This is a genomic window from Peribacillus sp. Bi96 (assembly GCF_918698115.1).
In the GTDB taxonomy this organism is placed as follows: Bacteria; Bacillota; Bacilli; order Bacillales; family DSM-1321; genus Peribacillus.
The window spans coordinates 1-15,432 of record NZ_CAKKLV010000046.1 but is presented as its reverse complement, the minus strand read 5'-3'; the positions used below and the strand labels follow the sequence as shown (position 1 = coordinate 15,432).

General features: G+C 36.3%; 14 protein-coding genes and 1 pseudogene. 10 read left to right on the top strand and 5 right to left on the bottom strand.

All coding sequences use genetic code 11. The features are described 5' to 3' along the window. Together LQ203_RS26550 and yyaC are read left to right on the top strand one after the other, a co-directional pair. The coding region (locus tag LQ203_RS26550) for an IS110 family transposase (protein WP_230156707.1) at positions 1–368 on the top strand (368 nt) is incomplete at its 5' end. 846 nt (positions 369–1,214) lie between these two features. After that, a complete protein-coding gene (yyaC, locus tag LQ203_RS26545) occupies positions 1,215–1,748 on the top strand; it encodes a spore protease YyaC (RefSeq protein WP_230162833.1) in 534 nt (177 codons plus the stop codon). A gap of 93 nt (positions 1,749–1,841) precedes the next feature. Here yyaC and LQ203_RS26540 read toward each other — a convergent pair whose 3' ends face one another. Continuing rightward, a complete protein-coding gene (locus LQ203_RS26540) occupies positions 1,842–3,152 on the bottom strand; it encodes a citrate:proton symporter (RefSeq protein WP_230162835.1) in 1,311 nt (436 codons plus the stop codon). 251 nt (positions 3,153–3,403) lie between these two features. After that, positions 3,404–4,267, bottom strand: a complete 864-nt coding sequence (locus LQ203_RS26535) for a LysR family transcriptional regulator (protein WP_230162831.1) — start codon at positions 4,265–4,267, stop codon at positions 3,404–3,406. 145 nt (positions 4,268–4,412) lie between these two features. Between LQ203_RS26535 and LQ203_RS26530 the strand changes: the two genes are divergently transcribed. Together LQ203_RS26530 and LQ203_RS26525 are read left to right on the top strand one after the other, a co-directional pair. Next, the gene (locus LQ203_RS26530) at positions 4,413–5,540 is read left to right on the top strand and encodes a PrpF domain-containing protein (RefSeq protein ID WP_230162829.1); all 1,128 of its coding nucleotides are present in this window, start codon (positions 4,413–4,415) and stop codon (positions 5,538–5,540) included. A gap of 56 nt (positions 5,541–5,596) precedes the next feature. Further along, positions 5,597–5,743, top strand: coding sequence for a hypothetical protein (locus tag LQ203_RS26525; protein ID WP_164468794.1), 147 nt, complete (start codon positions 5,597–5,599; stop codon positions 5,741–5,743). A gap of 154 nt (positions 5,744–5,897) precedes the next feature. Here LQ203_RS26525 and tcuA read toward each other — a convergent pair whose 3' ends face one another. After that, positions 5,898–7,409 carry an FAD-dependent tricarballylate dehydrogenase TcuA gene (gene tcuA / locus LQ203_RS26520; protein ID WP_230162827.1) on the bottom strand — a complete coding sequence of 504 codons (1,512 nt, stop codon included), beginning with the start codon at positions 7,407–7,409 and terminating at the stop codon, positions 5,898–5,900. Positions 7,410–7,676: 267 nt separating this feature from the next. Here tcuA and LQ203_RS26515 point away from each other — a divergent pair, with 267 nt between their 5' ends. From LQ203_RS26515 to LQ203_RS27790, 6 genes and pseudogenes are all read left to right on the top strand, one after another. Beyond that, positions 7,677–8,537 carry a LysR family transcriptional regulator gene (locus LQ203_RS26515; RefSeq protein ID WP_230162825.1) on the top strand — a complete coding sequence of 287 codons (861 nt, stop codon included), beginning with the start codon at positions 7,677–7,679 and terminating at the stop codon, positions 8,535–8,537. A 47-nt stretch (positions 8,538–8,584) separates the two neighbouring features. Further along, complete coding sequence (locus tag LQ203_RS26510; RefSeq protein WP_230162824.1) at positions 8,585–9,709, top strand: AbrB family transcriptional regulator; 1,125 nt, start codon at positions 8,585–8,587, stop codon at positions 9,707–9,709. Between the two features lie 400 nt (positions 9,710–10,109). Further along, entirely contained in the window at positions 10,110–11,432 is a 1,323-nt protein-coding gene (locus tag LQ203_RS26505; protein WP_230162822.1) for a citrate:proton symporter, read from the top strand. Positions 11,433–11,824: 392 nt separating this feature from the next. Beyond that, complete coding sequence (locus tag LQ203_RS26500; RefSeq protein ID WP_230162820.1) at positions 11,825–12,391, top strand: tyrosine-type recombinase/integrase; 567 nt, start codon at positions 11,825–11,827, stop codon at positions 12,389–12,391. A 775-nt stretch (positions 12,392–13,166) separates the two neighbouring features. Next, positions 13,167–13,592, top strand: coding sequence for an HTH domain-containing protein (locus tag LQ203_RS27795; protein ID WP_356715587.1), 426 nt, complete (start codon positions 13,167–13,169; stop codon positions 13,590–13,592). A gap of 501 nt (positions 13,593–14,093) precedes the next feature. Beyond that, positions 14,094–14,501 (top strand): annotated as a pseudogene (locus tag LQ203_RS27790) (IS3 family transposase); the annotation flags it as partial. Positions 14,502–14,581: 80 nt separating this feature from the next. On the opposite strand, the gene LQ203_RS26490 reads toward LQ203_RS27790, so the two are convergent. Beyond that, positions 14,582–15,241, bottom strand: coding sequence for a hypothetical protein (locus LQ203_RS26490; RefSeq protein WP_230162818.1), 660 nt, complete (start codon positions 15,239–15,241; stop codon positions 14,582–14,584). A gap of 74 nt (positions 15,242–15,315) precedes the next feature. Further along, a partial coding sequence (locus tag LQ203_RS26485) for an IS3 family transposase (RefSeq protein WP_356715595.1) occupies positions 15,316–15,432 on the bottom strand: 117 nt, incomplete at its 5' end.

Here is a 15,432-nt window from a genome sequence, read left to right as displayed (position 1 = left end):
CTTTAGCCGGAATATTAGGTGAAGCAGGAGATCTAAGTGGTTTTTCACACGGTAATTCTTTACTTCGGCACGCTGGGTTGCATCTGGCTGAAGCAAGCTCTGGAAAGTGGAAAGGCCAAATTGTCATTTCTAAGCGAGGGCGATCCAGGCTAAGGCGTTTCCTTTACTTAGCCACCATGAGTCTTGTGATGAATAACACGGAATTTCGAGCCATTCATACCCATAATGTTAAGGTGAAAAAAATGAAGAAAATGAAATCGATTATGAAATTGGTAGGTAAGCTTGCCAGGATATTTGTTGGAATAGCACGCAGAAACGAGTCTTATTGTGCAGATAAAGTTCAACCTATAACTGAACTGGTTGCGTAGTTTTAAAGGGGGATTTTTTAATAGGGTTCTCGAAGGGAACCTTCAAAAACTAATTTTCATAGACTTTTTCTTTTTACGAATGTTGGCTTATTCGTAGGATTTCAAATATGTACGGAGTACCAGATTTCTTGAACAAAAGGGCACCGACCCATCAGGATAGCATAGCTGGCCTCCACCCCTTGGATAGGCATGACGAAGGAATGATAGGGCAATTGACCCGTTGAGACATGGGAGGGAAAGCCTTCAGGGGCGGCGTGGAGAATGTACATTATATGGTAAAATGTGGAGTGTTGTACAACTCCTTTATTTCACTATGCCTTCACGAAATCTTCATGTCCTGAAATCACTCCAATTAACCGTGAACTTAAATTCAATGGTGATGAAATCCTGCGAATAAGCGAGTATTTGTGAGAAAATCGTATTAAACTGAGGGAGTTAAAGAGTGCTGTTTGATCTTTATTCAACAATTGGACCAGATTGTTGAGGAATTATGAACAGTAGGCATACTAATTTAAGATTAATTGTGAAAAGTTACACTTAAGCTATTCGGGCAATCAATCTGTAAATCCTTTGTGTAATATATTGGGAATGTCTGCTAATATTATTTATATCATATTGAAAAATTTCATTTAGGGGTATTTACGTTTTCTAGTTGTAAAACAACTCCCACTTCCTCGCCAAATAAATTAAAGGGCATGTTTTGAATTACTGCCATTTTTCAGAGTGTTAGCTATCATTCTCAAACATATGCTTATATTTACATGCATCATGTCCTTTTTGTTCGTATAATAGAACAAAGGGGAATTAAGGTGAGTCTAATTTACAAGAAGAGGAGCAATTTGTTCTGTGGAACCAAAAGGCGAAGAAATAAACTGCTTAGCATTAAAAGTCAAAGAGATTATTCAATCTTCTGGATGTCAAAATGAAGATGTAATCTTTCTGTGTATTGGTTCAGACCGCTCAGTTGGGGATTCATTAGGCCCTTTAGTCGGGACAATGCTTAAAGAACATACGGTGCCTTATCGTGTTTACGGTACTTTGGAAAATCCCGTTCATGCATTTAATTTAAAAGACACGTTGAAAATAATAAAAAAACAATTCAAAAAGCCTCTTATTTTTAGTGTGGATGCTTGTTTAGGGAATCAAAACCAGGTCGGTCATGTTTTCTTGAAGGATGGACCTCTTGTCCCAGGGAAAGCTTTAAAAAAAGTATTGCCGGAAGTGGGAGATTATCATATTACAGGAATGGTCAATTATATAGATCCGCTGCCAACCATGCAATTTTTAAATGATACTCGTCTATACACGGTTATGAACCTTGCGAAAACAATCGTAAAAATAATTTTTCAAGCTAGCGGCGAGACTTCTGGAATTAAATAAAAGAATGGGCTGTGCCAAAACCACTAATAATAATTGGTTTTGGCACAGCCCTACTTTGTTTAAGTTCGAAGAATTTATTAGATAACATTGTACTTAAATAATAGCCCCTGACAAGATAGCAACAATGATAAGGACTAATGAACAAATTAGAGCCCATTTAAATGCATACCGCTGTAGTTCCCCGATATCTGTTTTTACCATCCCTACTAGTAAAAGAGTCGATGCCACGAGTGGACTTAAGAAATGTACAGGCTGGCCCAGTACGGAAGCTCTGGCAATTTCTAAAGGACTCACTCCATAAGCTTCTCCAGCTTCGGCAAGAATTGGCAAAACACCAAAGTAGTAAGCATCATTGGATAAAACGAACGTAAATGGCATGCTGGTGAACGCAACGACCATCGGTAAAAAAGAGCCTAAAGAATCCGGAATGATGGCCACTAATGAATTTGCAATGGCGTCTACCATTTTCGTTCCGGAAAAGATCCCTGTGAAAATACCAGCCGCAAATACTAATGTGACGACGGTTATTGCGTTTCCTGCATGTGACACGATTCGCTCTTTTTGCTGTTCTAGATTAGGGTAATTAATGATTGAAGCAAGCACAAACCCGATTAGAAACAACACAGGTACCGGTACGAAGCCCATTACAAGAATGACCATAACCGTGAGCGTCAACAAAAGATTGATCCATATTAATTTAGGGCGCTTTAAATCGTCTTGTATAGCGGAAGCTACCGCTGCTTCAGCAAGAGCTCCTTTCATTTCAGGTGCAGCTTTGATATGTACAACACCAAGCCTTTTGCGCTCTTTTTTCCCAAGTACATAAGCGGTAAAAAGAATAGCTGCAATACCTGCGAATAGTGTTGGGATAATCGGGACAAAGAATTCATTTGCATCGAGACCTAAAGATGCTATTGCTCTTGTTGCAGGTCCTCCCCAAGGAGTCATACCACTCATAATACTGACAGCCAGCATAGAAATAGTGGCAAGAATAAGTGGATTCATACCAAGTCGTAAGTAAAGAGGCAGCATAGCGGAAATCGTAATCATATGAGTCGTGGTACCATCACCATCTAAGGCAACGGTCATTGCGATTACTGCTGTTCCTATCGCTATTTTAACCGGATCCCCTTTTACAATTTTTAACATAGTTTTAATAAGTGGATCAAATAATCCAGCGTCAATCAGAACTCCGAAAAACAAAATAGCGAACAATAGCAAAGTGGCTGAAGGTGCGACAACCTTTATTCCATCGAGCATCATATCTCCGAGCTCTGGACCAAATCCGCCAATTAATGCAAAGATAATTGGAATGACCACAAGAGAATTAACAGGTGATAACCGTTTAGACATGATTAAATAAGTAAAGACAACGACCATTGAAACTCCAAGTAACGTAAGAATATGAATCCCCTCCTATTAAAGAAACCGCTTACAAATCGGATAAAAAGTTTGAATAGTTAAAAAACATTATATAATATTTTCTATTTCCCTGTTGATTTGGTTTCTATTTTTAGAATAGTTCATTTCTTAAAATAAGTGAAATACATATTTTTTTACTTTTTCGAAAAAAAAACTTATAATCCATCTTATATTAAATTAAGAAATCGAAAAAGCACAATGAAATTGTCAATAAATTTCATTGTGCTTTTTCGTTAAAGATTGGAATTTTTATTCAAGAAATCAATAAAGTTTTTCACAGTAGATAGTTTTAAAGAATCCTGGTTATACATTAACCATGTATTTCTTAACAGCGGCTTCCCATTTTTGTAGGATAACCCGTATGTATGCAAGCTATCTGAAGGCTGCAGGCATATTTCCGGCAGAATAGAAACACCAAGATCATTTTTGACCATCTCTTTGCACGTCTCCTGCCGATCTGTTTCCATAGTTACAAATGGTGGCTCCGGGAATCTATCATGCCACCAGCCATTTATTAAGTTTTTTAAAGAACTGTCGGTTTTATAATTTATGAATGGAAGTTCTGGCAAATTATCCAAGTCTACCTCTTTCTTAGAAATTAAACAAAGTCTTTCTTTATGCAGTAGCGATTTGATTCCATACCATTCATAGTTTCCACGCAGAATACCTAATTGAACACTAGAGGAATCCAGAAGATGCATGATTTCTGTACTCCAGCCTGTATTCACATTAAATTGTACATGGGGATATTGTGTTGAAAACTTTTTCAATATTTCTGGTAGTTTATATTGGGCAAAGTTGCTGGAAACACCAAGCCTTAACGTTCCTCTTACCTCATTTTTCATATTCAGCATATAATCTTTCGTTTTTTGCAACTTTTTCACCATTTCTTCCGCATAGCCCGCTAAATGTATCCCTTCGGAAGTAAACTCAATCCCTCCTTTTATTTTGAAAAATAAGTTCGTGCTAAATTCTTTTTCTAAATTTTTAAGCCGGTACGTTAACGCCGGCTGTGATATATATAAACGCTCTGCGGCACGGCTAATGTTTTTTTCTTCATATAGTACCCTTATCGCAATCCAATCTTTTTCGTCCACTTAACCATCTCCCACTTTTAGATTATAAGTTTTTTTATCATTTTTATTAAAAAAATATGTATTTTACTTATTAATGAACTTATCATACTATATTTTCAATGGAACCGGTAGTGCTATAAATTGGTTGAGAAAAGGTGGTTATACAATGAAAGTACCAGTAGTTGTAATGCGCGGCGGGACAAGTAAAGGTGTGTTCCTTAACTTTGAACATATGCCTTCGAATCGCTCACACTGGGAAGGTTTCTTACTTGACGTGATGGGCAGTCCGGATCGGAGACAGATTGATGGTCTTGGAGGAGCGAATTCATTGACAAGTAAAGCTGCGATTATTAAAAAATCGGATTCACCAGAATTCGATGTGGAATATACATTTGCGCAGATCAGCATCGATAATCAAATGGTTGATTTTAAAGGGAATTGTGGTAATATTTCATCTGCTGTAGGACCTTACGCAATTGAGCACGGATTAGTTCCGGCAAAAGAACCTGTTACAACGGTGAAAATTTTTAACACAAATACACAGAAATTGATTATTGCAGAAGTAGAGGTTGAAAATGGACAAGTGAAAACAGAAGGCAGCTGCTCAATTCCAGGCGTGCCTGGTAAAGGATCACCTATCTATCTTTCTTTTACTCGTGCTGAAGGAGCAGTTACAGGAAAACTATTCCCTACAGGAAATCCAATTGACATGATTAAAACGAAGGATCGACTGATTCAAGTTTCAATTATTGATGTTGCTAATCCACTTGTTTTTGTAAGGGCACAGGATATTGGTCTAAACGGAAGCGAATTGCCCACTGAATATTCACAGGAAAAATTAAATGAACTAGAAGAAATCCGGTCTATTGCAGCTGAAATGTGTCAATTTTCCGATAAGAAATCAGCAACTGTCCAATCTCCTGCTGTGCCTAAAATGACTCTAATTGCTCCTCCTATGGATTACGTCGATTTAAACGGATCGGAAAGAAAAGCGTCAGAGATGGATTTGATGATCAGAATGATGTCGATGCAAAAGCCCCATCAAGCTCTTGCTATTACAGGAGCAATCTGTGCAACTGCAGGAGCTTACTTACAGGAAACGATTTTATCTGAGATGGTGAACATCAAACAGGAAATTTTTCGATTAGCCCACCCAGCGGGGATAATGGAAACAAAAGTTGATTTTTTGGCAGGACACATACGCGCTATTAAAGTGGTACGCACAGCGAGAATCATTTTAGAGGGATACGTGTACACGAAAAAAAATTACGAGCTTTCCTATCAATTAGCTTGATTTGAATTGATTTGCAAATTACGCAAAAAAATTATCTATCACTTGGAGGCTTTGCAATGTGGGTCATCACTGTCTTTTTAAAAGGAAATATTAAAATATTTGAATTTGACACAGAAAAAGAAGCGAAAGAACTATTCAAAAATATGAAAGGCACTAAAATTCTTTCCGAAATAGTTTACTTCAATGATCCTTGTTTTGTATAAGTGAGTTTTAATCAATGCATAAAGACTTTTAATATTTGAAGTACCAAACAGCCAAGAACTTTTTTAAGCCTTGGCTGTTTTTTATTCTTCTATTTAATGTATCCCTAGAATTTTTGGACACATTCTTATCTAATTAACTATGAAAGGAAAAGACTCAATGATTATTGATCGCTTCAACCTTTTCTTGAATATAGTGGGCTGCGGATGAACCAGCTAATTTTCCAAAGACTGCTCCAGACATTAACCCGGATCCACCAGGATAGTTTTCATAAAAAATCCCCCCAATCATTTCACCAGCCGCAAAGAGACCTTTTATCGGTTGTTCTTCTTTGTTTAACACATGACCCGTAGCATCTACATGCAAACCACCGAACGAGAAGGTGATTCCGCACGTTACAGGGAAAGCATAGAATGGCCCTTGCTCAATTCGAAGTGCCCAGTTGGATTTAGGAGGGGTAATTCCTTTCGTTCCTTTGCCATCTTTCTCTGCCGGTCTATACTCACCATCTTGTACGGCACTGTTATATTCTTCGATCGTTTTAAGGAATTGTGTTTGATTGACCGGCAGTAAACTAGCCAACTCTTCAAGTGTATCTGCTTTATAAATAGTCGCTTCTTCAAGGTCATATTCTTTACGCAGCATCGGGCGTACCTGTGCATCATAAATTTGATATGCCACATGTCCAGGCTGTTTTAATACCTCACGGCCGTATTTGGCATAGGTGTAATTTCGCAAATCTGCTCCTTCATCAACAAAACGTTTCCCTTCCTTATTAAGCATGACACTGTACGGATAAGAATGCTTTTTAAAAATATCTCCCGGCTTCGTGAAGTCTCCAACTTTTGGCGCGTTATAATCTGTCCCAATCGAATGGCATCCAGACCACTGTCCAAATTTTTGAGCCCCGACTGCCATAGCCATGGAAATGCCGTCTCCTGTGTTGAATTCGGTTCCACGAACAATTGCCGCTTCCCATTCTTCACCAATATTTTCACATCTCATTTGCTTATTGGCTTCAAAGCCGCCACAAGCCAAAATCACACCGGATGTCTGAACTGTTACCATTGTATGATCGTTCTCAACAACGACACCGGATATTGTCTTATTCTCTGATATAAGCTCCACAGCACGTGAATCGTACCAAACGTCAATGCCAATTTCTTCTGTCCGCGCAAAGAGCTGTCTCATTAAGCCAACGCCTTTATCTTCCGTTTTGATAGGCAGTCCTCCCCAGAAATTGCGCTTGCCATCTTGTACGAAAGATTGATTTTCATAATTCAATTCAAATTTTATTCCCTGATCACGCATCCACGCAATTGTTTCATACGATTTAGTAACCAGCTGTTCTGCTAATTCAGGATTACTCTGTCCACCTGTTACTCGCATTAAATCATCTAAATAATCCGATTCAGTGTATTCAGGCATAACAATTAACTCGGCTTCTGCGTCTGTTAATTTAGGTATTACTTTTCTGATTGCGTCTAAATTATTGTAGGCTACACGTATGGCTCCATCTGTGAAGAAAGAGTTTCCTCCACGCTTTTCCAATGGTCCTCGTTCTAATACAAGAACTCTAGCACCTCCCTCTTTTGCTGAGATTGCGGCACATAAAGCTGCGTTTCCTGCCCCTACTACAACTACATCATAATTTTGTGTATTTGCCATTTTTACCCCTCCTGTTAAGTAGTGATAACTCTTCATGTAAATAATAAGTGAAAATAATGAATAAAAATAATATTGTTTTTTTATTCATTGCCATAGAAAAATTTTATGATAAAATGCAGTAAACGCCAACTAGAGTGAGTCTATTGCTGTACATAAAAAGATAGATTCTTTTATTCATTAGTTGTATTATACTTTTAGAAATCAAATAAATTATTATTATTTATAATTACCCATAAATATTTTTTATGGTTAAAGGAGAAAAATTTTATGGATGAAAAAGATTGGCTTATTTTAATTACTCTTTACGAAGAAAGAAATATAACAAAGGCAGCACAACGACTATTTATTTCTCAGCCAGCTTTATCCTATCGTATAAAACAGCTGGAAAAAGAGTTCAAAACAAATTTAATCTCTAGAGGCAAAAGAGGTGTCGAGTTTACAGTTGAAGGGGAATACCTCGTTCAATATTCGAAAAATATGCGTAAGCAATTAGGAGCTGCAAAAGAACACCTTTCAAATTTGGATAAAAAAGTAAAAGGAACTTTGCGATTGGGTGTATCTGGCTTGTTTGCCCGTTATAAACTACCAGTATTATTAAAAGAATTTCTAAACCTATATCCAGAGGTTGAAATTAGTTTGAAAACTGGATGGAGTTCTCAAATTCATCAAATGCTTCAAAAAGAAGAAGCACACCTCGGGATAGTTAGAGGCCCTTACAAATGGCAGGAAAATAAAGTGTTATTTCAAGAAGAAAAGATTTGTATTGCCTCCAGTAAAAAAATTGAATTAAAAGAACTTCCTTTTCTTCCTAGAGTTAATTATCAGACAGACCAATCGTTAAGGAATACTATTGAAAACTGGTGGCAGGAAACCTTTGCGGTACCACCTAAGATTTCAATGGAGGTAGATCGGATTGAAACATGTAAAGAACTGGTTCTTAATGGTCTAGGATATGCCATTTTACCAGAAATCTGTATTAAAAATGATGAACCACTGTATACTTTCCCCATTGTATTAAGCGATAATAGCTATTTGCTTAGAGAAACTTGGGTTTTTTATCGGGATGTGACTATGGATTTGGCACAAGTAAAAGCATTTATAGATTTTCTTAATGATTCTAAACAATAGAAATAAGACGAAACGAATTAAAACTAGTACAAAGGAAGAGAATTAATATGAAAAAGTGGGATTTAAATAATGCAAGCAAGAAAATCCAATTTTCAGCTGCACTTATAACTGCTTTTATTGGAGGCGGCCTTTTCTCTCTTATCAGGTTGCCAATCCCCTGGCTTCTAGGTCCAATGGCAGCCCTATTAATTGCATCACGTTTCAAAAACGTTAAATTAATTTGGCCCATTTCGATGAGAAATACTGGATTAATTATTGTAGGTTATTCAATTGGCATCTCTTTTACCAAGAGCTCACTGTCTGACATGATTAGTCACCTTCCCTCAATGTTGATCCTTACAACCTTAATTGTCCTTGTGTGTGTATGTTCAGCTTTTGTTATGACAAAATATTCCGGCATTGACTATCCTACCTCCTTAACGAGTAGTATTCCTGGAGGTTTGTCACAAATTGTTGTGTTTGCAGAAGAAATGAAAGGTATTGATATTACGACAGTAACCTTTTTCCATGTTACAAGAGTGATAATGGTTGTTTTCTTAGTTCCCCTTTTAATTTTCAGTCCTATTTTTGCAGCGAAAAGTACCAACGACTCATCTAAAATAATGGATAACGTTATTCCAGTGTGGAGTGATTTATTTCCTCTTATCTTTCTGTTCGCGCTTATTTGTTTCCTCGCAGCAAGAATAGGTAAAATAATCAAATTACCAGCTCCTTACTTTTTGGGACCAGTAATCGCTGTTGCTGCAATAGGCCTTTTTGGTTTGCAGGGACCACCACTTCCTCCTTCACTTCTTGATATATCTCAATTTATGGTTGGCGGTTATATCGGTTTACTATTAAAACCGGAACAACTTGACAACAAAAGAAAAACCTTATTTTTGGCTTTGATGAACGGACTGATTTTGATCTGCGCAACAATGTTTTTTAGTTTTCTACTGACCCAGTATTATGATTTATCAACTATTACGGGTTTTTTAAGTTTAGCCCCTGGTGGAATGGATCAAATGGGAATCATTGCACAAGAAGTAAATGCTGATGTATCTACTGTTACCAGCTATCAACTATTTCGGATGGCTTTTATTTATGCCGCAGTGCCTCCATTACTAAGATTGGTATTAAAATTAAGTTTAAGAAAAAAAGACAAGAACAGTAACGTTAAAACTAAATGTTAAATAAAAAAGGAGCGAGCTTTGCTCAAGAACACTGAAAAAGTCTGATTTTTAAAAAAATGAAGGTTATCATCCACAATAATTAGATGATGACTTCTTTTTAAATACTAAAAATAGCATTAAATTTCAAAAAAATTCGTTATTGAATCACTTATCCTATGGCTTTATTTGCTCTCCTCCCCATTCTTTATTAAAGAATAAATTATTTTGATACCAATACAAAAAAAATATGTATTTAACTTATTGTTCTCTCTGTATTACCTTTAATAAAGAATAGCGCGCATAAGCATAGTGTAAAACTTATTAATCTACCAGTTAATTTTTCTGAAGAGTCACAAAATTATTTCTTAGTCATCCAGAAATTATTTGAAAGCGCATTCAAAATATAGGAGGGGATATAATAATGTTTCTTACAATTTTAGGCATCTCCATGGTTACCGTTTTTACCTATTTAATTATGTCCAAACGTTTATCACCCATTGTTGCTTTAACTTTAGTTCCGATCGTTTTTGCAACAGTTGGTGGTTTTGGAAGTAAAATTGGCACTATGATGATGGAAGGCATTAAGCTAGTCGCTCCTTCTGCTGCACTATTATTATTCGCCATATTGTTTTTTGGTATTATGATAGACACGGGCTTATTTGACCCACTTATCAAAAAGTTATTAGAAGTTGTCAAGGGAGATCCTGTCAAAATTTCGATAGGTACCACAATTCTTGCATTACTCGTGGCCCTAGATGGAGACGGTACAACAACGTATATTATTACTGTTTCAGCTATGTATCCACTTTATAAACGAATCGGTATGAATCCATTGGTTTTAGCCACAGTAGCCATGCTAGCTTTAAGTGTTATGAGTGGTATGACCCCCTGGGGTGGACCTGCTACCCGAGCAATAGCAGTATTGGGACTTGATGCATCCGAATTTTTTGTTCCACTTATTCCTACCATGATCGGTGGTGCTCTTTGGGTTATTTTCGTCGCATTTATTTTAGGGAAAAAAGAACGTAAACGACTTGGTGTAATACACATAGAAGAGTTGAAAAATGAAATAGCTGCTACTGTAGAAAATGAAGCCACTGAAACATTTCCTCATATTAACATTAAACGTCCTCGTTTTTTGTGGGTTAACTTATTAATTGTGGTAGGCATTATGGTCATTCTTATTATGGGATTGGTACCTTCCCCTATTTTATTTTTGGTTGGATTCGCTATTGCTTTAATGATTAATTATCCCAATCTGGAAATGCAAAAAAGACGTATCTTGGCACACTCTGGAAACGCGTTAATTGTTGTTCTATTAGTTTTTGCGGCAGGAGTATTTGCAGGAATCTTTTCCGGTACAAAAATGGTTGATGCTATTGCTAATGGACTGGTTGCGATAATACCTGCTTCATTAGGACAGTTTTTTCCTGTCATTGTTGGCATTACAAGTATGCCATTCACTTTCGTTTTATCGAATGATGCCTATTATTTTGGAGTTCTCCCTATTCTTGCAGAAGCAGCTTCAGCCTATGGTATTAGTCCGTTAGAAATTGCTCGGGCTTCTATATTGGGACAACCCGCTCATTTAATGAGTCCACTTGTTGCATCAACCATTCTATTAGTTGGTATGGTTGATAAAGACCTTGGAGAATATCAGAAATTCGCATACAAATGGGCCATCTTGACATCGTTAATCTTAACAGTATTAGCTATAATTAGTGGTGCTATTTCTTTTATGTAACTTATAAAAGTCCTTGTATACTTGTTTGCAAGGACTTTTGTCGCATTTTTCAGCTAGATAGTTTTTTGATACAACTTTGTTGTCAGGTGAATTTCCATAATTGAAACCATGAAATAAGATGGATACTGATGTATTTACTGTTTTTATGTGAATCTGTTGGATTAGTGATTGTAAATATTTTTATCATTAATTATGTTAATGTAAAGCATGCCCTCCCATGACTTACTTACCAAGTTTCATTTCTTTTTTCAACCGTTCCACAAAACGCTCATTGATATAAGTACGGACAAACTGGTCCTTTTTCTCCAAACCGATGTCTTTTCTAAAAAAACCCACCCTCTTAAGGCGTTGATCAGGCAAGTTAGACCATACCTGGTTCGCCTCCTTTTCCAGTGAACTTTCAAAATCATTTTTTTAAAAGAGACAAGGAACGTGATTTTGCAATCTTATCCCTCTTCTTGGGAAGTGGCATCAGGGTGAATGAGTTATCCAACTTAAGGCTACGAGACTTGGATTTCGAGGAAAAACAAATACATGTATTACGTAAGGGTGGAAAAAAGGATGTAGTGGCAGTCTCTCCTCCGTCCATGCAGGACATAAAAGATTACCTAGCTGTGCGATCGGAACGTTATAGGGGTTTAAATAATGATACGGCCTATGTATTCTTGACTAGGGTGAATAATGGAGCCACCCCTCTTTCCAACCGCGCCATTGAGGCGCTAGTAAAGAAATACACGAAGGCATTTAAGTCCAATAAATCCATGCCCCCTCACAAACTGAGGCATACATATGGGACGAACTTAATGGAGCAGTCAGGAGACATCCATTTGCTGATGACTCAACTGGGTCATACGTCAACCACAACGGCTGCCCTCTATACAAACCCTGAGCAGGAGAAGGCTAAAAAGGCTGCTAAACTGCTGGGAGAGAAAAGAACAAAATTTCTTGATAAGGATTAAATAATAAAGGGAAAAGAGAAGATTTTCTAGTCTTCTCTTTTAGCATATGTGTAAATTGAATATTTCTGTATTAATGCACGGATGACAACATTCATATAGGCGTTCTTCAAAAATTTTCAAAAGAATAATTAATCAAATGCCACACATTTTCTTTATTTATTTGGTTGAGTCTCTATTAACTTAATGGATAGTAGAGGCTCTCTTTTGTAAAAACCATAAAAGTGGTTGTTATATAATTTAACCTTATGAAAATCGTTTTATAAAGTCTACATGTTGGTTTATTTCTCGAGTGTCTCTAGGTGCAATGTTAATTTGATATAAACCATCAGTTGTTTTAACTTTCAAATCAGATATATTCTTTTTCTTTTGGGTCTTGTCCAGAAATATAGCGAATCATTATAAAATAAACGATTATAGATATAACTTTGTAAAAAAAATTGACCACACATTTATCTCACCATGTTCTTTTATCTATTTTACTTTACGATATAAAACGGTGGAATTGGACCTTAGCTCAAAACCAGTTTACTTGAATCAAGGTTGTATTTATGTTTTGTTTCAAATTTATCATATGCAAACGTATTGCTATATCTATTGATGAATATTTGTGACCTACTATAATGTGAAATCGAAGAAATAATTGCCCACGTAAAAGAAGAAAACCACCAATCTTAAATGAACTATACCCCGGATAACGGACACACATAAAAAAGTGTCACTTATCCGGATTTTTTTATGTTTCAATAGATGTAATGAGTATGGACGGAGGGTTTCTATGAGTAAGAATATATATACTGAATTTCAGATTAAAGAACTTGAAAAGAATCCAAATATCATTAGTGCTTCCGAGCGATCTATTTCCTATAGTCCGGAATTTAAGACAAAAGCTGTTAAAGAAGATAAAAAGGGGAAAGTCCCCTCTCAAATGTTCATTGGCCAGGGAATTAATCTCGAAATAATTGGAAAGAAACAACCCAAACGTTGCCTCCAGCGTTGGCGTAGTACCTTTGAAAGGTTTGGTGAGGAAGGCTTTCTTACGGAACGCCGTGGAAAAGGAAGTACAGGACGCCCCACTTCCAAGCCTCAGTCTGTAGAAGAACAACTTAGGAAGGCCGAGGCGAGAATCAAATTCCTTGAAGCAGAAAATGACTTCCTAAAAAAGCTGGAAGAGCTAGAAAGGCAGGCTCTGAAAAAGAAATAATTCTAACTTCTGCTGAGAAGTTCTATCTGATTGAAAGAACGATTAAAATACACCAATTAAAGAAGGGTGTTTCTTATCTATGCAAATTGGCTGGTGTAAGTCGAAGTGGTTACTATGATTGGTTAAAGAACAGCTCCTTATCGTGAGCTTCGTGAAGAACAGGATGGATTGGACATAGAATTGATCAGAAATATTTTCATCAATAAAAAGGAAAAAGTAGGCGTTCTCCAAATCAAAATGATTATGGAGAATGACTACTCTGCCGTAATAAATCATAAGAAAACAGACGGTTGATGACAAAATATAATCTTCTGGCAAAAAATCAGAAGGGCCAACCCGTATCGGAAGATGGCCAAGGCAAGCAAGGAGCACCTTACTTGTCCAAACCTCCTTAATCGTAAATTCAATCAGGAGGTGCCAGGGAAGATCCTGCTTACTGACATTACCTATCTTTTTTATGGGAAAGGCCAAAAAGCGTAATTATCCTGCGTAAAAGATGCCGCCACAAAAGAAATCGTTACGTACCATCTATCTACTTCATTAGAAATGGATATCGTTTACGAGACTTTAAATAAGCTAAAGCAGGCTGTGTGTCACGAGTTCCATCCGAGTGCAATCCTTCATTCTGAACAGGGGTTCCATTACACCCATCCGCTCTTTCAACGCAAAGTGAAGGAACTCGGGATAACCCAATCCATGTCCCGCAAAGGAAACTGTTGGGTTAATGCGCCAATGGAAAGTTTATTTGGCCACTTTAAGGATTTGGCAGAATATAAAACATGTACTAATTTAACGGATGTGAATGAAGAAATTGATCGAGTTATTGAAGAATATAATGAACATCGTAACCAATGGGGGCTAAAGAAAATGGCCCCGGTACAATACCGGGACCACTTATTAGCCGCTTAGGCACTTTTTTTATACTGTCCGTAAAATGGGGCACAGTTCAAATCTTCAAAAAAGGTTCTTTTTATTCATACAACTTAGTTCTATAGGCCAACTATAGATTTATTATTAAGCTTTAGTTTAGTAACTATTTTATCAATTTCCTTTTGGATAATTTTAGGCTCTGATAGATTAGTAATATAAATTGATCTCTTAAAGCCACGTTTCACTACTTTACATAATATAATATTTTCGACATCAACAACTTTTCCATCATACATAAGCATAATATGCAATAGAGAAGAATAATCTTTTGTATGGATTATAGATGCTAATTGCTCTAAATTATATAAACTTAACTCCTTTATTCCGACTCTTCGTCCAAGCTCAATTTTAATATTGATTTTTTCAAGGTTTAGATTATTTTTATTTTCAGCAATCTTACCTTGTTTTTTAAATGTTTCTTCTACGTTTATGACTGTTTTATAATTATTTAAAGGAAGCCTATAAAATCCTTGACTATTAACTTTTTCGCCAATAAAAAAGTTAATTAAAAAATAATATATTATCATTAATAGTATAAGTAAAGAATAAAATTCTCCTATTTCCATTTTATAAAAATTCATTAAAAAGTATAGTGGATAACAAACTATTAAAGGTATACTGCATAAAATGGAATAAAAAATTAAATTATACTTCTTAATATCTTTAAAAAGCACCACTGGAAGATATAAGAATAGCAAGATCATTAGAATAAGTAACATTTAGTCTCTTCCCCCCTTTCAAGCTACCAACAACTGGATTTGAGTCAATATTTTGGACACAAAAAAGTTAAATCTTAAGCTGTTTTTGTAATTTGATCTTCAATGGCTTGTGGAGTTTTATATCCTAAGCTACTGTGAATTCTTTTTCGGTTATACCAACCTTCAATAAATTGGAATATCGCTAATTTAGC